This is a genomic window from Kineococcus gypseus (assembly GCF_050871305.1).
Classification (GTDB): domain Bacteria; phylum Actinomycetota; class Actinomycetes; order Actinomycetales; family Kineococcaceae; genus Kineococcus; species Kineococcus gypseus.
In genome coordinates, this window is record NZ_JBJLRD010000015.1 from 52768 (window position 1) to 77633 (window position 24866).

Consider the following 24866-nt stretch of genomic DNA (forward strand, 5'->3'; position numbering starts at 1 on the left):
GCCCGGGTGCCGCCCGCGCAGTCCGGGCCGGGCCCCACCGCGCGTGCGCGAGGTCTCCACACGCGCACCGCGCGCCGGACCCTCGGCGCACCGGGGCCCTCAGGCGCCCTCGACCGTGCCGTCGTTGATGGCGAGGTGGTCGGCGAGCAGCGGGAAGAGCACCGTGAAGCACAGCAGCACCACGCCGGCCGCCACGAGCAGGCTCACCAGCAGCCGCACCCACCACGGCCCGGGCAGGACCCGCCACCACCACGCGTACACGCCGTCCCCCCGCCTCAGCCGACCGGTGCCAGCGACGCGGGCGGCCCGGCGGCGCGGTCCTGGGAGGACTGCAGCAGGGCGTGCACCACGTAGCGCTGCCGCGCGGAGTTCATCGGGTGGCAGGCGGTCATCGTCAGCCACGCCTGCGTCGGCTCCGCGCCCGGCTCACCGGGCACCGGGGCGATCACCTCCACCCGCCGCGGGCTGACCACCTCCCAAGAGCGCACCCGGTAGGTGTACCAGCGCTCGGCGGTGGCCACGACGACCGCGTCGCCCTCGCGCAGCTCGGCGATGCGGTGGAACGGCTTGCCGTAGGTGACGCGGTGCCCGGCCAGGGCGAGGTTGCCCACCTCGCCGGGCAGCGCGGTGCCCCCGTAGTGCCCGATGCCCTCCTTCAGCTCGGCGGTGCCGGTGCCCTCCACCACGGGTACCGCGTAGTCCGCGCCGAAGCGCGGCACGTAGGTGATGGCGAAGGCGTCGCCGGTGGGCGGGCGCTGGTCCACCTGCGGCGCGGCCGGCGCGGGGGCCTGGGCGGGGGCCTGCGCGGGGGCCTGGGCGGGGGCCTGCGCGGGGGGCTGCACCGCCGGGGCCGCGGGCGCGGCGGGGGCGGCGGCGTCCCAGCGCTCCTGCAGGCTCGTGACGGTGGCCGCCTGCGCGCGCCCGCTGGTGAAGTCGGTCCAGTGCAGCTGCCACACGACGAACAGCAGCGTGAGCACCCCGGCGGTCAGCAGCAGCTCGCCGAGCACGCCGGTGGCGCGGCGGATCACGCGGCGCTCCGGGCGGCGTCGAGGGTGGTGGAGCCGTCGAAGGCGGGCAGCAGCAGGGCGTCGGGCGCCTCGCCGACCTCCACGGACCAGCCCAGGCCGTAGGCGTCGACGTACTGGCGGTAGACGGCCACCTGCGCGCTGGCGTCCAGCGCCGCGCGCAGCGCGTCCGGGTCGCCGATCGCGGAGATCGCGTACGGCGGGGAGTAGGTGCGCCCCTGCAGGACGAGGACGTTGCCGACGCAGCGCACCGCGGAGGTGGACACGATGCGCTGGTCCACGATCGTCATCGCCTCCGCGCCGCCGGCCCACAGCGCGTTGACCACCGCCTCGACGTCCTGCTGGTGCACGACGAGGTCGTCGGGACCGACGCCCTCGGGGCGCACGCCGTCGGGGGCGTCGTCCAGGACGACCGTCACCCCCGGGCCGGTGACGGCCAGGGCGCCGGAGGCGGTGCCCAGGGCCGCGTCGGCCAGCGGGTCGGCCAGCGGGTCGTCCAGCGGGTCGCGCTGCCCGCCGGCCGGCGCGGCGGCGCGGCTGAGCTCGTCCACCTCGGCGCGCAGCTGCGCCACGCGCGCGGCGCGCTGCTCGTTCAGGCGGGAGCGCTCGACGACGAGCGCTCCCAGGTCGGCGGTCTCCGAGCGCAGGTCGGTGCCGCGCGAGGTCAGGGCGCTGGTGGCGAAGAGCAGCCCGGCCAGCGCGAACACGCCCGCCACGGCGGCGCGCCGGCCCAGCGGGCGCAGCCCGCCCGTCCTCCGCACCAGCACCGCTCCCCCTCCCGCCGGCCCCGCCCCACGCACCCGCCGTGCGACCGTGCGCGGAGCCGCGCCCACTACGCTAACCAGGCGAACAGCGTGGCTCGCGCCACTCGTCCCGACCCGGAGGTTGACGTGTCCCAGTCCCGCGACGAGCGGCAGCGCGACGAGGAGGCGGCCGAGCGCGCCGGGGCGGGCGCCGCGGGCGCGCGCGCTGCGAAGCGGCGGCGGCGCCGGGGCGCGGACGCGGAGGACGGCGTGGCCGCGGCCGACCGGGCCGTCAAGGCGCGCAACCAGCTCACCCCGCGCTGGTGGATCTACCTCATGGTCGCGTTCATGGTCGCGGGGCTGGTGTGGATCGTCACCTTCTACCTCTCCAGCGCCCAGTACCCGGTGCCCGGCTGGGACAACTGGAACCTCGTGGCCGGCTTCGCCCTGGTCCTCGTCGGCTTCGCCATGACCACGCGCTGGCGCTGAGCGCCGCGCGGCCAGCAGCCGCGACCGTCCCCGACGACCCCGGGGTGCCCCTGGCGCCCCGGGGTCCTCGCGTTCCCGTCCCCGGTCGCGACCGGCGCGGGCGACGAGGGGGTGGTGAGGGGTGAGCGGCGGGTGCGGGGCCCGTCAGCCCCTGGGGACGACCTGTGGACCGGCGGGGGACGAGCGGGGGACGGGCGCCGCGGTGTCCACAGGAGTTGTCCACCGACTCGTCCACAGCCTGTGGAGGAGTGTGGGAAAGCGTCACCTCCGTCCACACGGCAACCCACAGAACGTGGACAACACCGGGCCGTTCGCACAGGTGTGCGAACCGCCTGTGGACGAGCGCGGGGCTGTGGAAGGGCGTGGACGACCCGGTGGACACTGTGCGCGACGGGCTGTGCGCGGAGCGCTCAGGCGACGGCTCGGACGGCCGCGAGGGCGAGCAGGCCGAGCACGACGACGGCCACCGCGGCCAGCCCGGCCCACTGCGTGCCGGGGCCGCGGCGCCGGGTGCGCACCAGCAGGGCGGAGACGGCGAAGCCGGTGAGCAGGCCGCCGAGGTGCGCCTGCCAGGAGATGCCGGGGATGAAGACGCCCAGCAGGAAGTTCACGGCGATGAGCGCGGTGATCTGCCGGGTCTGCCGTCCCAGGTGCCGGTTGACCGTCAGCAGCGCCGCGAAGAGGCCGAAGACGGCGCCGGAGGCGCCCACCAGGCTCGTGCCGGCCGTGCCGGGCAGCAGCAGGCCGCCGGCCGCCCCGCCGAGGGCGGAGAGCAGGTACACGGCCGCGAAGCGCGCCCGGCCCAGCAGGGGCTCGAGGTACTGCCCCACCAGCCACAGCGCGTAGAGGTTGAAGAGCAGGTGCAGCGGCGAGGCGTGCAGGAACGCCGAGGTCAGCGGCTGCCACCAGGTGCCGGGGCCGAAGCCGTTGAGGTAGCGCGGCTCGTTGACCAGCGGCAGGTAGTAGTAGACCTCGTCGGGCAGCACGTAGCGGGCCGCGAACAGGACCAGGCACGCCACGACCAGCGAGCGCGTCACGAGGGTGTCGCGCCCGCGCACCGCGCCGCCGAGGGTCGTGCGGCCCTGCCGGACCGTGCGGTTGCCCTCGGCGACGCAGTCCACGCACTGCACCCCGACGGCGGCGGGGCGCTGGCACTGCGGGCACGCGGGCCGCTCGCAGCGCTGGCAGCGCACCCAGGACTCGCGGTCGGGGTGCCGGGGGCAGACGGGCACCCCGGTGGACGTCTCGTTCGCGGCGTCGGTCACGCAGCGCTCAACGCACCGGGGGCCCCGGTCGTTCGCGCGTTCCGCGCAGGGCGGAACGCGCCGGGCGCGTCAGCGCTCGACGTCGACCCCGGTGATGACGACGGGCTCGCGCGGGGCGTCGGCCGGGCCGGTGGGCAGGGCCGCGATGGCGTCCACGACGCGGCGGCTCTCGTCGTCGGCGACCTCGCCGAAGATGGTGTGCCGGCCGTTGAGGTGCGGGGTGGTGGCGACGGTGATGAAGAACTGCGAGCCGTTGGTGCCGTGGCCGGCGATCTTGCCGGCGTTGGCCATGGCGAGCAGGTACTCCTTGTCGAAGCGCAGCTCGGGGTGGATCTCGTCGTCGAACTGGTAGCCGGGGCCGCCGCGGCCGTCGCCGCGCGGGTCGCCGCCCTGGATCATGAAGCCGTCGATGATGCGGTGGAAGGTCAGGCCGTCGTAGAAGCGGTCGGTCCGCGACTCGCCGGTGGAGGGGTCCTTCCACTCCTTGGTGCCCTCGGCCAGCCCGACGAAGTTCGCCACCGTCTTCGGGGCGTGGTTCTCGAACAGCTCCAGGCGGATGTCGCCGTGGTTGGTGTGCAGGGTCGCGCGCATGGCCGTCATCGTCGCACGGTGCCCCCCGGGGCCCGCACGCCGGAGCCGCCCGCCGGCGGCGCACGCTGGCGCACCGGCCCACCCTGCGGTGGGATGGGGTGGCCGGCCGCGCAGGGGCACGAGGCAGGGGCACGAGCCCGCGCCCCCGGGCGTTGCCCCGGCGAGACGACCGCAGACGGAGGAGGAACGGATGTCCCGGACCACGAACCGGACCGACAAGCTGGTGCAGGTCCGCGACCAGGGCACGGCCCTCGCGGAGAAGGTCGCCCCCGCCGTGGAGAGCGCGAGGGCGTGGGCCACGCCCCACGTCGAGACGGCCCGCACCTGGGCCACCCCGCACGTGGAGAGCGCCCGCACCTGGGCCACGCCCCACGTCGAGAGCGCGCGCACGTGGGCGACGCCCCACGTCGAGAGCGCCCGCACGTGGGCCACCCCGCACGTGGAGAGCGCCGGCCAGCACGTCGGCGCCGCCGCCCAGCGGGTGGCGCCCGCGGTGGACACCGCGCGCGAGAAGATCACCGGTGAGCTGCTGCCGCGCCTCGTCGACGTCGTGCACGACGCGGCCGACACGGCGAAGACGGCCGCCACCCCCGCGGTCGCCGCCGCCGGCACGGCCGCCACGGCCGCCGCCGCCAAGGGCGCCGCGTCCGTCACCTCCGCGGCGGCCAAGGGCGCCGCCGCGACGACGGCCGCCACCACCGCCGCCAAGGGCGCGGCGACCGCCGCCGCGGCCAAGGGCGCCAGCACCGCCCTGAGCGGCACGAAGGTCGCCCGCGAGCGCAGCGCCGACGCGCTGGCGGTGCTCAAGGGCGAGGCGACCGTCAAGCGCAGGAAGCCCCGGCGCGGGCGCCGCGCGCTGGTCCTGCTCGCGCTGCTCGGCGCGGGCGCGGCCGCCTTCAGCGCGGTGCGCAGCCGCCGCCAGGAGGACCCGTGGGCCGCCCCGGGCGCCGCGTGGACGCCGGCGGCGCCGACGAACTCGCCCACCGCCACCGCCGCCCCCGTGCCGGACCCGCCTGCCGCTACCACCACCGCCTCCCCCGCTGCCGACGCGCCGGCTGCGGGCGGCACCGGCGCGGGCGCGACCGCCGCGAGCGCGACGGGCGAGGCCACCACGGGCGAGGCCACCACGAGCGGCGTGACGGACGGGGCGGACACCCCGCTGGACCTGCCCGCCGAGCCGCCGTCGAACGCGGTGCGCAACTTCGAGGAGGCCACCTCCCCGGTGGTCGAGGACGTCCCGGACGCCGACGACACCGAGGGCGGCGAGAAGCGCGCCTGACGCGGCCCGCGGACCCGCCCCGCACGACGGAGGCCCCCACCCGCAGGGGTGGGGGCCTTCGCGGTGCCCGGGTGGAGGCGAGGGGACTCGAACCCCCAACCCCCTGCTTGCAAAGCAGGTGCGCTACCAGTTGCGCCACACCCCCGGTGCGGACGCCGTGCTCAGCGCACGGTGTCCGTGGCCTCGGCCCACAGGTCCCGCTCGGCCTTCGCGGACGAGCGCTGGCGCCAGGCCAGGGCGGCACCCGCGACGGCGGCCACCAGCAGCAGCTTCTTCACCCGTGACCTCCAGCGGACTCGCAGAACGAGCTCGAACGCTAGCACGCGGGCCCGCCCGGACCCCGGCGCGCACGTGCCCGCCGTCCGCCTTGCCGTCGCCGGCCGCGGCGGGGAGGGTGCGCACGTGAGCAGCGAGCAGGAGCGGTTCGAGCAGCTGAGGCGCCGGGCGAGGGCGAAGGGCTGGACGCTGGAGGCGCCCACGAAGCGCCACCCCGGCTACCTGCTCACCAGCGGCAGGCCCGGTGCGGCCGACGCGCGCATCGCCTTCGGCGCGGCCGGCCCGGTGCTGACGCTGGAGGAGGCCGAGGCGTACGTGCGGGACCTGCCCGGCGCGTGAGGACGGCGGGACGGCGAGAGGCCCGCTCCCCCACCGGGGGAACGGGCCTCTGCTCGCGGGTGGGCCTAGGAGGACTTGAACCTCCGACCTCTTCCTTATCAGGGAAGCGCTCTAACCGACTGAGCTATAGGCCCTCGACCGCAGCGCGGCGACGTCCACTGTACCGGACGGGCAGGGGTGCCGCCGACCACCGGCCGGCGGCACCGGCGGGCGCTCAGTCGTCCGAGAGGGTCACCCGCAGGCCGCCGACCAGGGCGGACGAGACGTTGTAGAGGAACGCCAGGATCGTCGACAGCGCCGTCAGCAGCACCACGTCGACCACCGCGATGACGGTGGCCAGCGAGAGCACCTTGCCCAGGGCGAGGTAGTCCAGCAGGTCCACCTCGACGTCGCCGCCGACCACGTCGCGCAGCAGGCCGTTGACGTCGGTGAACACGCCCATGCCGTCCAGCACGCTCCACACGACCGCCGTGGCCACCACCAGGGCGATGCCCACGGCCACCGAGAGCAGGAACGACAGCTTCGTCACCGACCACGGGTCGATGCGCGCCAGCGTCAGCCGCACGCGCCGCGGCACGTCCACCGCGGCGGCGGGGCGGCCCGCGGGCCGCGAGCGCGCCGCCGAGCCGCTGCGCGGGGTCGCCGCGGCAGCAGCGGGCGAGGAGGCCGTGCGTTCGGCGGGGCTCACGAGGCACCTCCGGTGTCGGTGTCGGTGCCGGCCGCGGTGTCGTCGTCGGCCGACCGGTCAGACCGTACGTCATCGACGGCGTCCGGCGCAGTGTCTCCGGACGCCGGGGGCTCGTCCGCACCCAGCGCCGCGGACTGGTCGTCGCCGCTGCCGGCGACGTCGACCAGCGGGTCGTCCACGCCCTCGACGGTGGCCTCGGAGGCCTCCTGGGCGGCGACCTCCTCGTCGAGGACCCGCTCGGCGTTGCGGGCCACGGCGATGATGCGGTCGCCCGTCTCGGGCCGGGCGAACGTCACGCCCATGGTGTCGCGGCCCTTGGCGGGCACCTCGTCCACCCGCGAGCGCACCACGCGCCCGCCGGCCATGACGACGAGCACCTCGTCGTCCTCGGAGACGGTCAGCGCGCCCACGAGGTCGCCGCGCGCCTCGGCCAGCTTGGCCACCTTGATGCCCAGCCCGCCGCGGCCCTGCCGGCGGTACTCGCCGATCGCCGTGCGCTTGGCGTAGCCGAGCTCGGTGACCACGAAGACGTCGAGGTCGTCGCGGGCCACGGCCATCGCCAGCAGCTCGTCGTCGCCGCGGAACTTCATGCCCGTGACGCCGGAGGTGGCCCGGCCCATCGGCCGCAGCGTGTCGTCGTCGGCGCAGAAGCGCACGCTCATGCCCTTGCGCGAGACGAGGAAGAGGTCCTCGCCCTCGGCGACGAGGGCGGCGGCGAACAGCTCGTCGTCGACCTCCTCGCCGTCGGCGCCGGGGCGCTGGCGCAGGTTGATGGCGATGAGGCCGCCGGAGCGGTTGGAGTCGTACTCGCTCAGGCGGGTCTTCTTCACCACGCCGCCGCGGGTGGCCAGCACCAGGTAGGGCGCCTGCTCGTAGTCCTCCACGTCGAGCACGGCCACGATGCGCTCGCCCGGCTGGAACGCCAGCAGGTTCGCCACGTGCTGCCCGCGCCCGTCGCGCCCGCCCTCGGGCAGCTCGTAGCCCTTGGCGCGGTACACGCGCCCGAGGTTGGTGAAGAACAGCAGCCAGTGGTGGGTGGTGGTGGTGAAGAAGTGCTCCACCACGTCGTCCTCGCGCAGGCTCGCCCCGCGCACGCCGCGGCCGCCGCGGCGCTGGGCGCGGTAGAGGTCGGTGCGGGTGCGCTTGGCGTACCCGCCGCGGGTGACGGTGACGACGACGTCCTCGACGGGGATGAGGTCCTCGACGCTCATGTCGCCCTCGAAGGGCAGCACCTGCGTCTTGCGCTCGTCGCCGTACTTCTCGACGAGCTCGGTCAGCTCGTCGCCGACGATGCGCCGCTGGCGCTCGGGGCGGGCCAGGACGTCGTTGTAGTCGGCGATGCGGCGCTCGAGCTCGTCGTGCTCGTCGGTCAGGCGCTGGCGCTCCAGCGCGGCGAGCTGGCGCAGCTGCATGGTGAGGATGGCGCGCGCCTGCACCTCGTCGATCTCCAGCAGGCCCATGAGGCCGTCGCGGGCGGCGTCGACGGTGGCCGAGGCCCGGATGAGGGCGATGACCTCGTCCATGGCGTCCAGTGCCTTCAGCAGCGCGCGCAGGATGTGCGCGCGCTCCTCGGCCTTGCGCAGCCGGAAGCGGGTGCGCCGCACGATGACGTCGAGCTGGTGGGCGACCCAGTGCTTGAGGAACGCGTGGATCGGCAGGGTGCGCGGCACCCCGTCGACCAGGGCGAGCATGTTCGCGCCGAAGTTCTGCTGCAGCTGGGTGTGCTTGTAGAGGTTGTTCAGCACGACCTTGGCCACCGCGTCGCGGCGCAGCACCACCACGAGGCGCTGGCCGGTCTTGCCGGAGGTCTCGTCGCGCACGTCGGCGATGCCGGTCAGGCGCCCGTCGCGCACGAGGTTGGCGATGTTCTCGGCGAGGTTGTCGGGGTTGACCTGGTAGGGCAGCTCGGTGATGACCAGGCAGGTGCGGCCCTGGATCTCCTCGACCTCGACGACCGCGCGCATCGTGATGGAGCCGCGGCCGGTGCGGTAGGCGTCGTCGATGCCGCGGTGGCCCAGGACCTGCGCGCCCGTGGGGAAGTCGGGGCCCTTCACGCGCTGCAGGACCGCCGCGAGCTGCTCCTCGTCGGAGGCGTCGGGGTGCTCCAGCAGCCAGGAGACGCCGTCGGCGACCTCGCGCAGGTTGTGCGGCGGGATGTTGGTGGCCATGCCGACCGCGATGCCGGCGGAGCCGTTGACCAGCAGGTTGGGGAACCGGCTGGGCAGCACGTCCGGCTCGTCGGTGTGCCCGTCGTAGTTCGGCGAGAAGTCGACGGTCTCCTCGTCGATGTCGCGGACCATCTCCATGGCCAGCGGCGCCATGCGGCACTCGGTGTAGCGCGGCGCGGCGGCCGGGTCGTTGCCGGGCGAGCCGAAGTTGCCCTGGCCGTCCACCAGCGGGTAGCGCAGCGACCAGTCCTGCGCCAGGCGCACCAGCGCGTCGTAGATGGAGACGTCGCCGTGCGGGTGGTAGTGGCCCATGACGTCGCCGACGACGCGCGCGCACTTGGAGTACCCGCGGTCGGGGCGGTACCCGCCGTCGAACATCGCGTACAGGACGCGCCGGTGCACCGGCTTGAGCCCGTCGCGCACGTCCGGCAGGGCGCGCGAGACGATGACGCTCATCGCGTAGTCCAGGTAGGACCGCTGCATCTCCAGCTGCAGGTCGACCTGCTCGACGCGGTCGCCGGCGGGTGGCTCGGTGGTGCTCTCGCTCACGAAGGGGTCTTCCTCTCAGGCGTCGACGTCGGGTGCGGCCGGCCACGCGGTTCCACGTGGAACGGCCCGCTCAGACGTCGAGGAACCGGACGTCGCGGGCGTTGCGCTGGATGAACGTGCGGCGGGACTCCACGTCCTCGCCCATGAGCACGGAGAACATCGCGTCGGCCGCGGCGGCGTCCTCCAGCGTCACCTGCAGCAGCGTGCGGTGCGCCGGGTCCATCGTCGTCTCCGACAGCTCGTCCCAGTTCATCTCGCCCAGTCCCTTGTAGCGCTGGACGTTGTTCTCCTTGGGCAGCTTCTTGCCCGCCGCCCGGCCGGCCTCGATGAGGGCGTCGCGCTCGCGGTCGGAGTAGGCGAACTCGTGCGCCGTGCCGCCGCTCCACTTGATGCGGTACAGCGGCGGCTGGGCGAGGTAGACGTGCCCGTTCTCCACCAGCGGGCTCATGTACCGGAACAGCAGCGTCAGCAGCAGCGTGCGGATGTGCTGACCGTCGACGTCGGCGTCCGCCATGATGATGATCTTGTGGTACCGCAGCTTGTCGAGGTTGATCTCCTCGCCGATGCCGGTGCCGAACGCGGTGATGAGGGCCTGGACTTCCTGGTTGCCCATCGCCCGGTCCAGGCGCGCCTTCTCGACGTTGAGGATCTTGCCGCGGATCGGCAGGATCGCCTGGGTGCGCGGGTTGCGCCCGCGGGTGGCCGAGCCGCCGGCGGAGTCGCCCTCGACGATGAACACCTCGCACTCGGCGGGGTTGTTCGACTGGCAGTCCTTGAGCTTGCCCGGCAGCGAGTTGCGCTCCAGCAGGCTCTTGCGGCTGGCCTCGCGCGCCTTGCGCGCCGCCTGCCGCGCCACCGACGCCGAGTGCGCCTTGCGCACGATGACCCGCGCCTCGTTGGGGTGCGAGGCGAACCAGTGGCCCAGGTGCTCGCGCACCTGCGCGTTGACGAAGGTGCGCGCCAGGGTGTTGCCCAGCTTCGTCTTCGTCTGCCCCTCGAACTGCGGCTCGCGCAGCTTCACGGAGATGACCGCGGACAGGCCCTCGCGGATGTCGGCGCCCTCGAGGGTGTCCTTCTCCTTCAGCAGCTTCTGCTCGCGCGCGTAGTCCTGCACCAGGCTCGTCAGCGCCGTGCGGAAACCCGTCTCGTGGGTGCCGCCCTCGGAGGTGTTGATGTTGTTCGCGTACGTGAACACCGCCTCGGAGTAGGCGGTGGTCCACTGCAGCGCCAGCTCCACGGAGATGCCCTGCTCGGTGTCCTCCGCCTCCAGGGAGATGACGGAGTCGTGCAGCGGCTCGTTCTTCTTCTGCGCGTTGATGTGCCGCACGTAGTCGACCAGGCCGCCGTCGTAGCGGTAGGTCACCTCGTGCAGGGGGACCTCGTCGACCGCCTCGGCCTCGGCGTCGCCGTCCTCGCGCGAGCGCTCGTCGCGCAGCGAGATGGTCAGGCCCTTGTTCAGGAAGGCCGTCTGCTGGAAGCGGGTGCGCAGCGTCTCGAAGTCGAAGGTGGTGGTCTCGAAGGTCTCGGCGCTGGGCCAGAAGGTCACCGTGGTGCCGGTGGCGTCGGTCTCCTCGCCCTTGGCCAGCGGGGCCAGGGGCACGCCGTCGGCGTAGGACTGGCGCCACACGTGGCCCTGCCGGCGCACCTCGACCTCCAGCCGGCTGGAGAGCGCGTTGACGACGGAGCTGCCCACGCCGTGCAGGCCGCCGGAGACGGCGTACCCGCCGCCGCCGAACTTGCCGCCGGCGTGCAGCACGGTCAGCACCACCTCGACGGCCGGGCGGCCCTCGCCGGGCATGACGTCCACCGGGATGCCGCGGCCGTCGTCCTCCACGCGCAGGCCGCCGTCGGCGAGCATCGTCACCGCGATGGTGTCGCAGTAGCCGGCCAGCGCCTCGTCCACGGCGTTGTCGACGATCTCGTACACCAGGTGGTGCAGGCCGCGCTCACCGGTGGAGCCGATGTACATGCCGGGGCGCTTGCGGACGGCCTCCAGGCCCTCCAGCACCGTGATGGCGTCCGCGCCGTAGTCGGAGCCGGGCGCCGGGGCGCCGGGGGCGGTGACCGCGTCCGCGAGCGAGGGGGCGTCCTCGGGGGCCGGGGTGCGACCGTCGGGGCCGGTGGGCTCTTCGTCTGGCACGGGCGCGTGCTCTCCCTCCGCGTCGAGCGGCGCGAGGCGGGCGCGCGGGGCGTGGGGCCCCGAGACGCCGGGGGCCCTCACGACCGCCAGGTTCACCCCATTCTACCCCCAGCGGGGACACCCACCACCGCGACGAGCCGTCCAGGGCGCCTCTCGGGCCCGCACCCCCCGGGTGCGGGGGGACCTACGCGCGCCGGGGGTGCGCCACGCAGCGCGCGTTCCCCGGGCCGGCGCGCTCAGCCGTAGGTGTCGCGCGGGCCGCGCCCGCCCGGCGCCGAGCGCGTGCCCCTGCGCCACGAGGGGCCCTGCGGCCCGCGCACCACGACCTTCACGACGACCCCGTGCCCCAGCTCCTCGTCGAGGCGGCGCACCAGCACGCTCGTCAGCAGCCGCACCTGCGTGGCCCAGGCCGTGGACTCCGCGCGCACCACCAGCGTGCCGTCCTTGAGGCTCTCCGGGGCGCAGTGCCCGGCCAGCTCCGGGCCGACCACCGCGTCCCAGCGCCCGAAGGCGCCGCCGACGGCCACCGGCTGCTCCCAGCCGCGCTCGCCGACCAGCCGGCCCAGCGTCGACTCCAGCGTCTGCGGGTCGCGCGCGTCCGGCCAGGCGCCCGAGCGCGCCGAGGGGTCGCCGCGGCGCGCCGCGCCGTCCGCGCCGCGCCCGCGCTCCCCCGGCTGCCGGCCCGCCGGCCCGCGGCGCAGCCCCTTGGCGGCCGCCGCGGCCCGCGCCCGGCCCAGCGCCGTGCGCGCCAGGTCCGCACCGGCCGGCTCCCCCGCCCCCGGGCCCGCGGCGGGCTCGGGCAGCTGCACCGCCGCGTCCGCCGGGTCCTGCGCCCCCTCGCCGGCCTCGCCGGCCTGCCCGGCCGGCCGGTCCTCGGCGTCGGCGCCGGTGCCGGCGTCGGCGCCGGCGCCGGTGCCGCCGTCGGTACCGGCGCCGGGCGGCTCAGTCGGCACGGACCGCGCTCCCGGTGCTCACCAGCACCCGGTCGGCGCCCGGCCCGCGCAGCGCCCCGGGCACGTCCTCGGGCACGGCCGCGGTCACCAGCACCTGCTCGGCGTCGGCGACGACCTCCGCCAGGCGCTCGCGCCGGCCGGCGTCCAGCTCGGCGAAGACGTCGTCGAGCACGAGCACGGGCCCGCCGGGGTCGGCGGTGGAGTCGTCCTCCAGCAGCAGCCGGTAGCTGGCCAGGCGCAGCCCCAGCGCCACCGACCAGCTCTCGCCGTGGCTGGCGTAGCCCTTGGCGGGCATCCCGCCCAGGGTCAGCAGCAGGTCGTCGCGGTGCGGGCCCACCAGGCACACCCCGCGCTCCAGCTCCGCCTTGCGCTGCTCGGCGGCGGCCGCCAGCAGCGCCGCGCGCAGCTCCTCGCGCCCGGGCACCGCCCCGCCGGCGGTGGCGGCCACGCCCCCGGCCAGCAGGGGCAGCGAGGAGCGGTAGGACAGCTCCAGCTCGCCCTGCCCGCGGCTGACGGCCCGGTACGCCTCCCCCGCCGGCCCGCGCAGGTCCGCCAGCAGCGCCAGGCGCGCCGTCAGCAGCTCGGCGCCGACCTCGGCGAGGTGCTCGTCCCACACGTCCAGGGTGGAGGCGTCCCCGCGCCCGCCGCGCAGGGCGGCACCGGCCGACTTCAGCAGCGCGGTGCGCTGGCGCACCACGCGCTCGTAGTCGCTGCGCACCCCGGCCAGGCGCGGCCAGCGCGTGACCAGCAGGTCGTCGAGGTAGCGCCGGCGCCCGTCCGGGTCGCCCTTGACGAGCGCGAGGTCCTCCGGGGCGAAGAGCACGGTGCGCAGCACGCCGAGCACCTCGCGGGTGCGGCGCACGGGGGCGCCGTTCAGCCGCGCCCGGTTGGCGCGGCCGGGCGTGATCTCCAGCTCGACCAGCGCCCGGCGCTCCCCGCGCACCAGCTGCGCGCGCACGACCGCGCGCTCCGCCCCCCGCCGCACGAGCGGCGCGTCACCGGGAACCCGGTGGCTGCCGAGCGTGGCGGCGTACCCGATCGCCTCGACGAGGTTCGTCTTGCCCTGGCCGTTCAGGCCCACGAACGTCGTCGTGCCCGGCCGCAGGTCCAGCTCCAGGGCCGCGTACGAGCGGAAGTCGACGAGGGAGAGGTGCGCGACGTGCACGCGAGCCCGTGACCTAGCTGACGGAGCCGGTGCCCGAGGACGGACCGGCCTGGGTCACGGCGTGACCGCCGAACTGGTTGCGCAGCGCCGCCACGGCCTTGATGGAGGGCGAGTCCTCCTGGCGCGAGGAGAAGCGCGCGAACAGCGCCGCGGCCAGCACCGGCATGGGCACGGCGTTCTCGATGGCCTGCTCCAGCGTCCAGCGGCCCTCGCCGGAGTCCTGCGCGTAGCCGCGGATGTTCTCCAGCTTCGGGTCCTCCTCCAGGGCGCGGACCATGAGGTCCAGCAGCCAGGAGCGCACCACGGTGCCGCGCGTCCACGCCTTGAAGACGGCCGGCACGTCGCTGATGATCCCCTTGGCCTCGAGCAGCTCGTAACCCTCGGCGTAGGCGTGCATCAGGCCGTACTCGATGCCGTTGTGGACCATCTTCGAGTAGTGGCCCGCGCCCACGCCGCCGGCGTGCACGAAGCCCTCCTCGCGCGGGCCCTCGGGGCGCAGCGCGTCGAAGACCGGCATCGCGAGGTCCACGTGCTTCTTCGGCCCGCCGACCATGAGGCCGTAGCCGTTGTCCTTGCCCCACACGCCGCCGGAGACGCCGCAGTCCAGGTAGCCGGTGCCGCGCTCGGCGAGCAGCTCGGCGTTGACGGTGTCGTCCGTCCACTTGGAGTTGCCGCCGTCGATGACGAGGTCGCCGTCGCCCAGCAGGGCGGCCAGGCCCGCGACGGTGTCGCGCGTGATGCGCCCCGAGGGGACCATCACCCACACCACCTTCGGCGAGGGCAGCGCCTCGACGAGCGCGGCCAGCGAGGGGACGTCGGTGACGTCCGGGTTGGGGTCGTACCCCGTGACCTCGATGCCCTTCTCGCGCAGGCGGGCGCGCATGTTGCCGCCCATCTTCCCGAGACCGACGAGTCCGATGTGCATCTGGACGACCCTTCCTTCCCCGGGGGCCCGGGGTTCGCGTGCGTGCCGGCTCAGCCGGCGAGGCGGACCGGCATGAGCAGGTACCGGTAGCTGGCGTCGTCCTCCCCCTCGAGCTCCGCCTGACCGGTGATCACGGCCGGGCGGGTCGACTGGGTGAACGACAGACGGGCGTAGGGGGCGCTCAGGGCCCCCAGCCCGTCGAGCAGGAACTGCGGGTTGAAGGCGATGGAGATGGCCTCGCCGACGAGGGACGCCTCGAGGGCCTCCGTCGCCTGCGCGTCCTCGCCCTGGCCCGCCTCCAAGGACAGCACGCCGTCCTCGAAGCGCAAGCGCACGGGCGTGTTGCGCTCGGCCACCAGCGCCACGCGCTTGACGGCCTCGACGAGGGCGGACGTGGACACCACGGCGTGCGTGGGGGACTCGGCGGGGAACAGCGCCCGCACCTTGGGGTACTCGCCGTCGACGAGCAGCGAGGTGGACTGCCGGCCCTCGGCGGCGAAGCCGATGAGGTCGCTGGCGCCGTCGGCCAGGGCCATGCGCAGGGTGCTCGTGCTGCCCAGCGAGCGGGCCACGTCCGAGAGGGTGCGCGCGCGCACCAGGGCCGTGGTGGACAGGTCCGGGGTGCTGGGGTTCCAGCGCAGCTCGCGCACCGCCAGGCGGTAGCGGTCGGTGGCCAGCAGCGTCAGGCGCCCGCCCTCGATCTCCAGGCGCACGCCCGTGAGGATCGGCAGGGTCTCGTCGCGGCTGGCGGCCACCGTGACCTGCGCGACCGCCTCGGTGAACTCCGCACCGGGCACGGTGCCGGTCTCCGCGGGCACCGCCGGCAGCGACGGGTACTCGTCCACGGCCATCGTCAGCAGCGTGAAGCGGCTGGCGCCGCACGTGAGCACCACCCGGGAGCCGTCGGTGGTCAGCAGCACCGGCCGCGGGGGCAGGCTGCGCGAGATGTCGGCCAGCAGGCGCCCGGAGACCAGGACCTTCCCGCCCGTGCGCACGTCCGCGGGCACCTCCACGCGCGCGGAGACCTCGTAGTCGAACGTCGACAGCCGCAGCGTGCCGTCGTCACCCGCCTCGAGCAGCACGCCGGCCAGCACCGGCACGGGCGGCCGCGAGGGCAGAGCACGCGCCGCCCACGCCACGGCGTCGGCCAGCACGTCGCGCTCGACCTGCAGCTCCACCGGGCACCGCCTCCTGTCGGGTCACCTCGTCCGCGCAGCCCGCAGCGCGGGCGGTTCCCGACAGTAGTGGAGAGCGCCCCGGCCGTCGCAGGCGGCCGTCCACCACCGGTCCACCGCTCCCCCCCCCCCCCCCCCCCGCCGGCGTCCTGCGGCGCGTCCCGCCTCCCCCGGTCCTCCCTGCGCCCCGCAGGGGCCCTCCCGGTGCCTTGCGCGGTGGCCGTCCCCAGCAGGTGTCCACACCTCTCGTGGGCTGACGGATCCATCCATGTCGGGATCCATCGTCGTCGTCGCCCTTGTGCGGCCTGTGGACGACGGCGCGTCGCCGCAGGTCAGCGCCCGATCGGGGCCCCTGGAGGCGTGTGGACCGGCTGCGGACCGCGGGGCCCGGCCGTCCACAGGCCCGTGGACGCCGCGAGCGCCGTCCCCACCCGTCCCCACCCCGCCCCTGCGCCGTCCACGCGGTGTCCACCGGGTTGTCCACCGGTGGGGACACGACTGTCCACACCGCTGTCCCCAGCGTGTGGAAAGCCGTGGACAACCGCTCCGCGCCGGTGGGGGAATGTGGACACCACTGGGGGAAAGCGCTTTCCGAGACGTTCCGCACCGCTCCCGGCGCTGCAAGGACGCTCGACGGGGCCGGGTGGGCGGTCCACGGACCCGCGCCGCGGCCCGGGACGCGCGAAGGCCCCCGCACCGGGGTGCGGGGGCCTGGGGACGACGTGCGCGCGGACGGCGCTCCTGCGGCCCGCCGGGCGCGTCAGCGCGCCGCGACGGGCCGGCTCAGGCGCCGGCCTGCTTCTTGATGCGGTTGGTCAGCTCGGTGACCTGGTTGTAGGTGCTGCGCCGCTCGGCCATCTGCTGCTTGATCTTGCGCTCGGCGTGCATGACCGTCGTGTGGTCGCGCCCGCCGAAGTGCTGGCCGATCTTCGGCAGCGACAGCTCCGTCAGCTCCCGACACAGGTACATGGCGATCTGCCGCGCCGTCACCAGCGTGCGCGAGCGCGAGGTGCCGCACAGGTCCTCCAGCGTGACGCTGAAGTACGACGCCGTCTGCCCCATGATGGCCGCCGCGGTGATCTCCGGCGTCTCGTCGTTGGGGATCAGGTCGCGCAGCACGATGTCGGCCAGCTGCATGTCCACCGGCTGGCGGTTCAGGCTCGCGAAGGCCGTCACCCGGATGAGCGCGCCCTCCAGCTCGCGGATGTTCGAGGAGATCTTCGAGGCGATGTACTCGTTGACGTCCTCGGGCACCTCCAGGCGCTCCCCGATCGCCTTCTTGCGCAGGATGGCGATGCGCGTCTCGAGGTCCGGCGGCTGCACGTCGGTGATCAGGCCCCACTCGAAGCGGCTGCGCATGCGGTCCTCGAAGCCCGACAGCTGCTTGGGGGGCAGGTCGGAGGTGATCACGACCTGCTTGCTGGCGTTGTGCAGCGTGTTGAAGGTGTGGAAGAACTCCTCCTGCGTCTGCACCTTGTTCGACAGGAACTGGATGTCGTCGATGAGCAGCACGTCGACGTCGCGGTAGCGGCGCTGGAACGCCTGCGCCTTGTCGTCGCGGATGGAGTTGATGAAGTCGTTGGTGAACTCCTCGGAGTTCACGTAGCGCACCTGCACGCCCGGGTACAGGTTCTGCGCGTAGTGCCCGATGGCGTGCAGCAGGTGCGTCTTGCCCAGCCCGGACTCGCCGTAGATGAACAGCGGGTTGTACGCCTTGGCCGGCGCCTCGGCCACCGCCACCGCCGCGGCGTGCGCGAAGCGGTTGCTGGCGCCGATGACGAAGGTCTCGAAGACGTACTTCGGGTTCAGCCGGGCGTTCTCGCCCTTCACGCCCGGGCGGGCGCGCGAGGCCTGCCGGCCGGTGCCGGGGCCCCGGTCGACCTTGAAGCCGGTGAAGAGCAGGTCGGGGTCGGAGTCGTCCAGCCCCTGCTCGCCGTGCGCGGGCGCGCCGTCGGGGCCGTCCTGCTCCGGCGCGGTGCCGCCCGCCGGGCGGTGCTCGCCCAGCGCCTCCCCCAGCGCCTCGCCCGGTGCGCCGTCCACCGCGCCGCCGCGCTCGCGCTCCAGGCTGGAGAAGCCCTCGCCGGTGCTGCTGCCGCGGTACTCACCCGTCAGCTCCGGCGCCAGGGTCTGCCCGATGGTGGGGTCCACGGTGACCGCCAGGCGCACCGCGGTGCCCAGCTGCTCGCTCAGGGCGCGGGTGAGCTGCTCGCGCACCTTCTGCTCGATGACCTCCTTGGTGAGGTCGTTGGGCACGGCCAGCAGGGCCGTGCCGTCCAGCAGGCCCAGCGGCTTGGTCAGCCGGACGAACGCGCGCTGGTGCGGGGCCACGCCCCCGTCGATGAGCTGCGCCACTGCGCGCTCCCACACGTCGGGGAAGCTGCCCCGGTCGGTCTCCACTCGAGCCATCTCCCGTCGTGCCCTATCCGTGTGCGACGGGCCTCGTCCACACCTCTGTCCACACACTGTGCACGACGGCGGGGTAGGGCGAGGCACCCCTCTCGTGCACCGGGATCGGCGGGGGCGTCAGCGGACGGACGGGACCGTAACAACGGCGGCGGCCCACGTTCAAGTGCCGTCCCACCGGCGGCCACCCGGCCGGCCCGGCCGGGACCGCCGGGCGCGCCTCGCACCCGGCGCGGGGCCGGCGTGGGCGCACCGTCGTGCCGCCGGTGCCCCGCCGCCCGCGCTTTGACCACGGCGGGGGCGCCGCCGTACTCTGCTGGGGATTGTGCTCCGCGGCACTCCCGTGCGCCGAACCCTCGGCGTCCAGCGGGCAGGGCCGGCTCCGGAGCCGGGCCCTTCCAGCGAGCATGGAGAACTGACGTGAGCAAGCGCACCTTCCAGCCGAACAACCGTCGGCGGGCCAAGACGCACGGCTTCCGCCTGCGCATGCGCACCCGCGCCGGTCGCGCCATCCTCTCCGCGCGCCGCGCCAAGGGCCGCGCGCAGCTGTCCGCCTGAGCACCGCCCCGGCGCGCGGCACACCGTGCTGCCCGCAGCGCACCGCCTGAGGGCGCGGGGCGACTTCACGGTCGCCCTGCGGCGCGGCGCGCGCACCGGCACCCGGCGCCTGGTCGTGCACTGGGCGCAGACCGACGAAGCCCACCCCACGAGGGTGGGCTTCGTCGTGTCCAAGGCCGTGGGCGGCTCGGTGGTGCGCCACCGCACCCAGCGCCGGCTGCGGCACCTGGCGGCCGCGCGGCTGGCCGTGCTGCCGCCCGACGGGGGCCTGCTCGTGGTGCGTGCCCTGCCCGCGGCGGCCGACGCCTCCTCCGCCGAGCTGGCCGGGGACGTCGACCGCGCGCTGCGCCGGCTGGGGCTGACGTCCCGGTGAGCGGTGGCGGTCCCCCGGCGCCGCGCGCGTGGTGGCACCCGCTGCGCTGGCCGGTGCTGCTGCTGGTGGCGCTGGTGCGCACCTACCAGCTCGCGGTCTCGCCCCTGCTGGGGCCGACCTGCCGCTTCTACCCGTCCTGTTCCGCCTACGCGGTCGAGGCGCTGCGCACCCGCGGTGCGCTCGTCGGCACCTGGCTGACCGTCCGCAGGCTCCTGCGCTGCCACCCGTGGAACCCTGGTGGCGTCGATCCCGTTCCGCCCAGGGGCCCCTCAGGGCGGGGACAGCACCGATGAGGGCGCACAGCCCGTCTCGAGAGGACTAGTCGCACGATGATCGATTTCTTCTTCGACCTCTTGTACCCCATCCAGTGGGTGGTCGCATGGATCATGGTGCGCTTCCACGACCTGCTGACCGCGCTCGGGCTGGACCCGGCCGGCGGCGCGGCGTGGTCGCTGTCCATCGTGGGCCTGGTCGTCGTCATCCGCATCCTGCTGATCCCGCTGTTCGTCAAGCAGATCAAGGCGATGCGCGGGATGCAGGTCATCCAGCCGGAGATCCGCAAGATCCAGGCGAAGTACAAGGGCAAGACCGATCCGGCCAGCCGCCAGGCCATGCAGCAGGAGATGATGACGCTCTGGCGCACCTCGGGCACCAACCCGATGGCCAGCTGCCTACCCATCCTGCTGCAGTCGCCGATCTTCTTCGCGCTCTTCCACACGCTCAACGGCATCGGTCAGCGTGAGCCCGTCGGGCCGTTGACCTTGGACCTGGTGGACCAGGCCGACAACGCGACCATCTTCGGGTCCCAGCTCTCCGACATCTTCCTGCGCTCGTGGGGTAGCGGCGACTGGAACACCATCGTCCTCACCGCGGTGATGATCGTGCTGATGTCGCTGTCGCAGTTCATCACGCAGAAGCAGCTGATGGCGAAGAACACCTCCTCCGCCTCGCTGGAGGGCAACCCGTTCGCCCAGCAGCAGAAGCTCCTGCTGTACGTGCTGCCGATCATCTTCGCCGTCTCGGGCGTCAACTTCCCCATCGGCGTCCTCCTCTACTGGCTGACCACCAACGTGTGGTCCATGGGGCAGCAGTTCTTCGTCATCCGGCGCATGCCCAACCCCGGCTCGCTCGCCGAGAAGGAGCTGCAGGAACGCCGTGCGCGCCGCGCCGCCCGTCGCGGTCAGGTGCTGCCGCCCGCGGCCGAGGCCGGCGGCACCACCGCCGTGGCCGACCACACCACCGCGGCGGTGCGCCGCCAGCGCCAGCAGCCCAAGCGGGGCGGCAGCCGCGAGACCCGCCGGCCCAGCGGCTCGCGCGCCAACCAGCGCCCCGGCAAGCGCTGACCCGACCGAGCACGAACCACCGAGGAGGACCACGGGTGAACAGCACCACCAGTGCAGTGGACGACGGCGCCGACGAGGCGACGGTCGAGGCGGCCTCCCCGTCGCGGCCGCGGGCCACGAGCCCGGCCAAGCGCCTGGAGGAGGAGGGCGAGATCGCGGCCGACTACCTCGAGGAGCTGCTGGACATCGCCGACCTGGACGGCGACATCGACATCGACGTCGAGAACGGGCGCGCCTCCGTGGCGATCGTGGCCGACGAGGCGGGCACGCACGCCCTCAAGCGCCTCGTCGGACGCGAGGGCGAGGTGCTCGAGGCCCTGCAGGAGCTGACCCGCCTGGCCGTGCAGGCGCAGACGGGCGACCGCACCCGTCTCCTGCTCGACGTCGCCGGGCACCGCACCGGCAAGCGCACCGTCCTGGAGTCGCTGGCCGCCGACGTCGTCGCGCGGGTCAGCGCCAGCGGCCAGGCCGAGCGCCTGGAGCCCATGTCGGCCTTCGAGCGCAAGGTCGTGCACGACGCGGTCGCCGCCCTGGGCCTGACCAGCGAGTCGGAGGGCCAGGAGCCCGAGCGCCGCGTCGTGGTCCTGCCAACCCCGATCGCCGGTGAGACCGGCGCCGACGACGCGGACGGGGCTGTCGACGACACGGAGGACGGCGCGGCGCAGTGACCGGACCCGTGCCACCCGGCGGATAGGGTGGCACGGTGCCAGACGAAGTTCCCGAGGGCGGTGGCGTTTCACGTGAAACACCACCGCCCTCCGTCGTTCCCCCCGCTGCTGCGACCGTCTTCGGCGACCGGCTCGGTGCCGCGCTCGCCTACCACGACTTCCTCGCCACGGCGGGGGTCGAGCGCGGTCTGATCGGCCCGCGGGAGGTGCCGCGGCTGTGGGAGCGCCACCTGCTCAACTGCGCGTACCTCGGCGACCTCATCGGGGCCGAGGAGAGCGTGGTGGACGTCGGCTCGGGTGCGGGGCTGCCCGGCATCCCGCTGGCCCTGGCCCGCCCCGACCTGTCCGTCCAGCTCATCGAACCGCTGGAGCGCCGGTACACCTTCCTGCGCGAGGCGATCGGGGTGGCGGGCCTCGGTGAGCAGGTGGCCGTGGCCCGCGGTCGCGCCGAGGACGTCACCGGGGAGTTCTCCGGCAGCGTCGTCACCGCCCGGGCCGTCGCCCCCCTGGCCACCCTGTACGGCTGGACCATGCCGCTCTGCCGACCGGGCGGCCACCTGCTCGCCATCAAGGGCCGCAGCGCCGCCGAGGAGATCGACGCCGCCGCGGGAGCCCTGACGGCCCTCGGCATCACGAGCGAGCCGGAGATCGTCCACTGCGGTCCCGAGGGCGACGAGGGCACCACGGTGGTCCGCGTCGCTCGTGGGACCGGACCGCTGCGCCGGCCCTCCGCGCCGCGCACCGCGACCACCACCCGGCGTCCGCGGGCGTCGAGGACCACGGGAAGGAAGAAGGCGTGACGCAGTTGGGATGGTTCGGGACGCTCCGATCCGCCTCGGCCCGAGGGCTGGGCTGGCTGGACCGCGAGCCGCAGGCCGCACCGGCCGTTTCACGTGAAACGGCCCTCCCGAGGCCCGAGGTACCGGAGATGGCTCCTGAGACGCCGGCGGAGTCGGGTGCGCCCGGCGACGGTGAGCACGGGGCGACGGTCGTCGAGGAGGACACCACCCCCGGCGCGCCGGTGGACGCGGGCGAGGCCGGCTCGGCCGTCGAACCGCTCGCTGAGACTGTCGCTCCGCCCGTCGTCGAGCCCGAGGTGCAGTCGGTCACCGGGGTCGATGTTCCACGTGAAACAGACAGCGAGCTCCTCGTTCCACGTGAAACGACGATCGACGAGGTGGTGGCCGCCGTCCCCGAGGACGCGGACGAGCAGCCCCTGGAACCTCCCGTCGAGCCGCGCGGTGCGTCGCGCGCCGTGGTGGCCGAGCGCTTCCCCCGGCCGGCGGAGACGCGCATCCTCACCATCGCGAACCAGAAGGGCGGCGTCGGCAAGACGACCACCGCCGTCAACCTCGCCTCGGCGCTGTCGGCAGCCGGGCTGAAGGTGCTGGTCCTCGACCTGGACCCCCAGGGCAACGCCTCCACGGCGCTGGGCATCGAGCACCACTCCGAGGTGCCCGGTGTCTACGAGGTGCTCGTGGAGGGCAAGGCGCTGACCGAGGTGGTGCAGCGCTGCGAGGAGGCCCCGGACCTGTGGTGCGCGCCCGCGACCGTGGACCTGGCGGGCGCGGAGATCGAGCTGGTGTCCATGGTGGCGCGCGAGTCGAGGTTGCAGCGGGCGCTGACCAAGTACCTCAAGACGGTCGAGCGCAACGGCGACGGCCGCGTGGACTACGTCCTCATCGACTGCCCGCCGAGCCTGGGCCTGCTCACCATCAACGCCTTCGTGGCCGCGCCCGAGGTGCTCATCCCCATCCAGTGCGAGTACTACGCGCTGGAGGGGCTCAGCCAGCTCCTGGCGAACATCGAGCTCATCCAGGAGCACTTGAACCCCGACCTGACGGTCTCCACGATCCTGCTCACCATGTACGACGGGCGCACCCGCCTGGCCGCGCAGGTGGTGGAGGAGGTGCGCCAGCACTTCGGCGAGCAGGTGCTGCGCGCGCTGGTCCCGCGCTCGGTGCGCATCTCCGAGGCGCCCAGCCACGGGCAGACCGTCATGGCCTACGACCCGCTCTCCTCCGGGGCGCTGGCCTACCTCCAGGCGGCGCGCGAGATCGCGCACCGCGGTGAGCTGCTGGGCGAGGAGCGGGGCGACGGGGGACGGGGCGCCGCTGCGGCCGCCCCGGCACAGGCCTCCGACCCCTGGTCGCGGTGGACGGACGGAACGGGCAACCGACGCGGTGTCGCGTCGAGGGAAGGTGGAGCGTGAGCGAGAAGCGGCGTGGGCTCGGGCGTGGTCTGGGTGCGCTGATCCCCAACGGGGCGACCGCGCCGGCGGCCGCCCGCGGCGGTGCGGCGGCGCCTCCCCCCGTCATGCGGCCGGGCGCGCGCCCGGTGGACCTCTTCTTCGACCAGACGACCGCTCGCGTGCCCCGGCCCGTCGAGGACGTCGAGCGGGTCGAGGACGTCGAGCGGGTCGCGACCGGGGAGCCGCACGCACGGAACGGCGGCGACGCCCCCGAGGAGCAGCCGGAGCGAGCGCAGGCCGAGCAGCCCGGGGCCGAGCAGCCCGGGACCGAGCAGCCCGGGACCGAGGACCCCGCGCAGGCGCCGCGGCCCGACGAGGTCGTCGGCCCCGACCAGGACCCCTCCGCCGCCCCCGTGGACCCGCCCGTCCCGGGCGAGGACCCCGCGGACGCGCCGGGGGAGACCCTCGAGGGCGCCTCCGACGCGGACCTCCTCGCCCCGGGCGCCCCCCGGGCGACCGAGGCGCCGCGCAGCGCGCCCGCGGAGGACGGCGAGCGCGACGGTGGACCGGTCGCGGCGCCGACCGCCGGCCACGGCACCGGTCACGACGCCGGTCACGACACCGGCCGGGACGAGGAGGCCGCCGGCTCCCCGCTCGACGGCCTGCTGCCGGTGCCGGGCGCGCGGTTCGCGGAGCTGCCCATCGGCTCCATCACCCCCAACCCGCGCCAGCCGCGCACCGTCTTCGACGAGGACGAGCTGGCCGAGCTGGTGCACTCCATCGGCGAGATCGGCGTGCTGCAGCCGGTCGTGGTGCGCCCGGTGGCGCCCGCGGAGGACGGCTCGGCGCGCTTCGAGCTGGTCATGGGCGAGCGCCGCTGGCGCGCGTCCACCGAGGCGGGCCTGACGACGATCCCGGCGATCGTGCGCGAGACCGCCGACGACGACCTGCTGCGCGACGCGCTGCTGGAGAACCTGCACCGCAGCCAGCTGAACCCGCTGGAGGAGGCCGCCGCCTACCAGCAGCTCCTCGACGACTTCGGCTGCACCCACGAGGAGCTGGCCGCGCGCATCGGGCGCTCGCGCCCGCAGATCAGCAACACGCTGCGGCTGATGAAGCTGCCGCCGCTGGTGCAGCGGCGCGTGGCGGCGGGCGTGCTCAGCGCCGGGCACGCCCGGGCCCTGCTGGCCCTGGAGGACGGCGGGGCCATGGAGCGCCTGGCGCAGCGCATCGTCGCCGAGGGGCTGTCCGTGCGGGCGGTGGAGGAGGTCATCGCCGTGGGCGACGGCGACACCGCCCCCCGCCGGCGCGGGCTCGCCGAGGCGCGCCCAGAGCTGGACGCGCGCGCGGCCGCCCTGGGCGACCGGCTCGACACGCGCGTGCGCATCAGCGTGGGGCGCACCCGCGGCCGGCTGACGGTCGACTTCGCGGGCCTGGAGGACCTGGACCGCATCCTGCGGCTGCTGGACGCCTCGCCCGCGTCCTGAGCCGGTCGGCGCGGCGGGGGAGGGACCACACCGGTCCCTCCCCCGCGGCGCGCCGGCCCGGTGCCGCGGGCGC

At 74.8% G+C, this 24866-nt stretch carries 25 protein-coding genes and 2 tRNA genes; 11 read left to right on the top strand and 16 right to left on the bottom strand.

Translation table 11 applies throughout. The features are described 5' to 3' along the window. Nucleotides 1-99 precede the first annotated feature (99 nt). From ACRYMN_RS07930 to ACRYMN_RS07940, 3 genes are read right to left on the bottom strand one after another with little or no spacing between them, the layout of a single operon-like run. A complete protein-coding gene (locus tag ACRYMN_RS07930) occupies nt 100-261 on the bottom strand; it encodes a hypothetical protein (protein ID WP_432493739.1) in 162 nt (53 codons plus the stop codon). A gap of 14 nt (nt 262-275) precedes the next feature. Continuing rightward, a complete protein-coding gene (locus ACRYMN_RS07935; RefSeq protein ID WP_432493741.1) occupies nt 276-1028 on the bottom strand; it encodes a class E sortase in 753 nt (250 codons plus the stop codon). Then, entirely contained in the window at nt 1025-1792 is a 768-nt protein-coding gene (locus ACRYMN_RS07940) for a DUF881 domain-containing protein (RefSeq protein WP_432493743.1), read from the bottom strand. Before ACRYMN_RS07940 ends, ACRYMN_RS07935 begins: the two co-directional genes overlap by 4 nt. 123 nt (nt 1793-1915) lie before the next feature. On the opposite strand from ACRYMN_RS07940, the gene ACRYMN_RS07945 reads away from it, so the two are divergent. Further along, a complete protein-coding gene (locus ACRYMN_RS07945; protein ID WP_432493745.1) occupies nt 1916-2257 on the top strand; it encodes a cell division protein CrgA in 342 nt (113 codons plus the stop codon). 410 nt (nt 2258-2667) lie between these two features. Here ACRYMN_RS07945 and ACRYMN_RS07950 read toward each other — a convergent pair whose 3' ends face one another. Together ACRYMN_RS07950 and ACRYMN_RS07955 are read right to left on the bottom strand one after the other, a co-directional pair. Next, nucleotides 2668-3522: a rhomboid family intramembrane serine protease gene (locus ACRYMN_RS07950; protein ID WP_432493747.1), complete on the bottom strand. Its 855-nt coding sequence runs from the start codon at nt 3520-3522 to the stop codon at nt 2668-2670. A 69-nt stretch (nt 3523-3591) separates the two neighbouring features. Then, nucleotides 3592-4113: a peptidylprolyl isomerase gene (locus ACRYMN_RS07955; RefSeq protein ID WP_432493749.1), complete on the bottom strand. Its 522-nt coding sequence runs from the start codon at nt 4111-4113 to the stop codon at nt 3592-3594. A gap of 190 nt (nt 4114-4303) precedes the next feature. On the opposite strand from ACRYMN_RS07955, the gene ACRYMN_RS07960 reads away from it, so the two are divergent. After that, nucleotides 4304-5392 (top strand): hypothetical protein, encoded by a 1089-nt coding sequence (locus ACRYMN_RS07960; RefSeq protein WP_432493751.1) that lies wholly within the window; start codon nt 4304-4306, stop codon nt 5390-5392. 72 nt (nt 5393-5464) lie between these two features. On the opposite strand, the gene ACRYMN_RS07965 is transcribed toward ACRYMN_RS07960, so the two are convergent. Next, nucleotides 5465-5537: transfer RNA gene (locus tag ACRYMN_RS07965), tRNA-Ala, on the bottom strand. Between the two features lie 16 nt (nt 5538-5553). After that, entirely contained in the window at nt 5554-5670 is a 117-nt protein-coding gene (locus tag ACRYMN_RS07970) for a DLW-39 family protein (RefSeq protein ID WP_432493753.1), read from the bottom strand. 124 nt (nt 5671-5794) lie between these two features. On the opposite strand from ACRYMN_RS07970, the gene ACRYMN_RS07975 reads away from it, so the two are divergent. Beyond that, the gene (locus tag ACRYMN_RS07975; protein WP_432493755.1) at nt 5795-6007 is read left to right on the top strand and encodes a hypothetical protein; all 213 of its coding nucleotides are present in this window, start codon (nt 5795-5797) and stop codon (nt 6005-6007) included. 60 nt (nt 6008-6067) lie between these two features. Here ACRYMN_RS07975 and ACRYMN_RS07980 read toward each other — a convergent pair. The 9 genes from ACRYMN_RS07980 to dnaA all read right to left on the bottom strand — a co-directional run bounded on the left by ACRYMN_RS07980 (nt 6068) and on the right by dnaA (nt 18176). Continuing rightward, a tRNA-Ile gene (locus ACRYMN_RS07980) sits at nt 6068-6141 on the bottom strand. 80 nt (nt 6142-6221) lie between these two features. Next, nucleotides 6222-6695, bottom strand: coding sequence for a DUF3566 domain-containing protein (locus tag ACRYMN_RS07985; protein ID WP_432493757.1), 474 nt, complete (start codon nt 6693-6695; stop codon nt 6222-6224). Beyond that, a complete protein-coding gene (gene gyrA / locus ACRYMN_RS07990) occupies nt 6692-9346 on the bottom strand; it encodes a DNA gyrase subunit A (protein ID WP_432493808.1) in 2655 nt (884 codons plus the stop codon). Before gyrA ends, ACRYMN_RS07985 begins: the two co-directional genes overlap by 4 nt. A 136-nt stretch (nt 9347-9482) precedes the next feature. Continuing rightward, complete coding sequence (gene gyrB, locus ACRYMN_RS07995; RefSeq protein ID WP_432493759.1) at nt 9483-11552, bottom strand: DNA topoisomerase (ATP-hydrolyzing) subunit B; 2070 nt, start codon at nt 11550-11552, stop codon at nt 9483-9485. Between the two features lie 236 nt (nt 11553-11788). Next, a complete protein-coding gene (locus ACRYMN_RS08000) occupies nt 11789-12505 on the bottom strand; it encodes a DciA family protein (RefSeq protein ID WP_432493761.1) in 717 nt (238 codons plus the stop codon). Further along, nucleotides 12495-13670 carry a DNA replication/repair protein RecF gene (recF, locus tag ACRYMN_RS08005; RefSeq protein WP_432493763.1) on the bottom strand — a complete coding sequence of 392 codons (1176 nt, stop codon included), beginning with the start codon at nt 13668-13670 and terminating at the stop codon, nt 12495-12497. Before recF ends, ACRYMN_RS08000 begins: the two co-directional genes overlap by 11 nt. A gap of 13 nt (nt 13671-13683) precedes the next feature. After that, entirely contained in the window at nt 13684-14595 is a 912-nt protein-coding gene (gnd, locus tag ACRYMN_RS08010; RefSeq protein WP_432493765.1) for a phosphogluconate dehydrogenase (NAD(+)-dependent, decarboxylating), read from the bottom strand. A gap of 50 nt (nt 14596-14645) precedes the next feature. After that, nucleotides 14646-15773 (bottom strand): DNA polymerase III subunit beta, encoded by a 1128-nt coding sequence (gene dnaN, locus ACRYMN_RS08015; RefSeq protein WP_432493767.1) that lies wholly within the window; start codon nt 15771-15773, stop codon nt 14646-14648. A gap of 780 nt (nt 15774-16553) precedes the next feature. Next, nucleotides 16554-18176, bottom strand: a complete 1623-nt coding sequence (gene dnaA, locus ACRYMN_RS08020) for a chromosomal replication initiator protein DnaA (protein WP_432493769.1) — start codon at nt 18174-18176, stop codon at nt 16554-16556. Between the two features lie 417 nt (nt 18177-18593). On the opposite strand from dnaA, the gene rpmH reads away from it, so the two are divergent. The 8 genes from rpmH (at nt 18594) to ACRYMN_RS08060 (ending at nt 24793) form a co-directional block, all read left to right on the top strand. Further along, the gene (gene rpmH, locus ACRYMN_RS08025; protein WP_166610470.1) at nt 18594-18731 is read left to right on the top strand and encodes a 50S ribosomal protein L34; all 138 of its coding nucleotides are present in this window, start codon (nt 18594-18596) and stop codon (nt 18729-18731) included. A gap of 25 nt (nt 18732-18756) precedes the next feature. Further along, nucleotides 18757-19104: a ribonuclease P protein component gene (gene rnpA, locus ACRYMN_RS08030; RefSeq protein WP_432493771.1), complete on the top strand. Its 348-nt coding sequence runs from the start codon at nt 18757-18759 to the stop codon at nt 19102-19104. A 59-nt stretch (nt 19105-19163) separates the two neighbouring features. Continuing rightward, nucleotides 19164-19397 (top strand): membrane protein insertion efficiency factor YidD, encoded by a 234-nt coding sequence (yidD, locus tag ACRYMN_RS08035; RefSeq protein WP_432493810.1) that lies wholly within the window; start codon nt 19164-19166, stop codon nt 19395-19397. Between the two features lie 36 nt (nt 19398-19433). Beyond that, nucleotides 19434-20447, top strand: coding sequence for a membrane protein insertase YidC (yidC, locus tag ACRYMN_RS08040; protein WP_432493773.1), 1014 nt, complete (start codon nt 19434-19436; stop codon nt 20445-20447). 35 nt (nt 20448-20482) lie between these two features. Further along, on the top strand, nt 20483-21115 hold the full coding sequence (locus ACRYMN_RS08045; protein WP_432493775.1) for a Jag family protein: 633 nt from the start codon (nt 20483-20485) through the stop codon (nt 21113-21115). Between the two features lie 35 nt (nt 21116-21150). Next, complete coding sequence (gene rsmG, locus ACRYMN_RS08050; protein ID WP_432493777.1) at nt 21151-21915, top strand: 16S rRNA (guanine(527)-N(7))-methyltransferase RsmG; 765 nt, start codon at nt 21151-21153, stop codon at nt 21913-21915. 128 nt (nt 21916-22043) lie between these two features. Further along, a complete protein-coding gene (locus ACRYMN_RS08055) occupies nt 22044-23327 on the top strand; it encodes a ParA family protein (protein WP_432493779.1) in 1284 nt (427 codons plus the stop codon). Then, nucleotides 23324-24793 carry a ParB/RepB/Spo0J family partition protein gene (locus ACRYMN_RS08060; protein WP_432493781.1) on the top strand — a complete coding sequence of 490 codons (1470 nt, stop codon included), beginning with the start codon at nt 23324-23326 and terminating at the stop codon, nt 24791-24793. The genes ACRYMN_RS08055 and ACRYMN_RS08060 overlap by 4 nt, the downstream gene beginning before the upstream one ends. The last annotated feature ends 73 nt before the right edge of the window (nt 24794-24866 follow it).

What these genes read in the sequence shown, in the direction of transcription:
- ACRYMN_RS07955 (WP_432493749.1), bottom strand. Translation starts at nt 4,113, where the DNA reads ATGCGCGCGACCCTGCACACCAACCACGGCGACATCCGCCTGGAGCTG.
- ACRYMN_RS07960 (WP_432493751.1), top strand. Translation starts at nt 4,304, where the DNA reads ATGTCCCGGACCACGAACCGGACCGACAAGCTGGTGCAGGTCCGCGAC.
- gyrA (WP_432493808.1), bottom strand. Translation starts at nt 9,346, where the DNA reads ATGCAGCGGTCCTACCTGGACTACGCGATGAGCGTCATCGTCTCGCGC.
- gnd (WP_432493765.1), bottom strand. Translation starts at nt 14,595, where the DNA reads ATGCACATCGGACTCGTCGGTCTCGGGAAGATGGGCGGCAACATGCGC.
- dnaA (WP_432493769.1), bottom strand. Translation starts at nt 18,176, where the DNA reads ATGGCTCGAGTGGAGACCGACCGGGGCAGCTTCCCCGACGTGTGGGAG.
- yidC (WP_432493773.1), top strand. Translation starts at nt 19,434, where the DNA reads ATGATCGATTTCTTCTTCGACCTCTTGTACCCCATCCAGTGGGTGGTC.
- ACRYMN_RS08055 (WP_432493779.1), top strand. Translation starts at nt 22,044, where the DNA reads ATGGCTCCTGAGACGCCGGCGGAGTCGGGTGCGCCCGGCGACGGTGAG.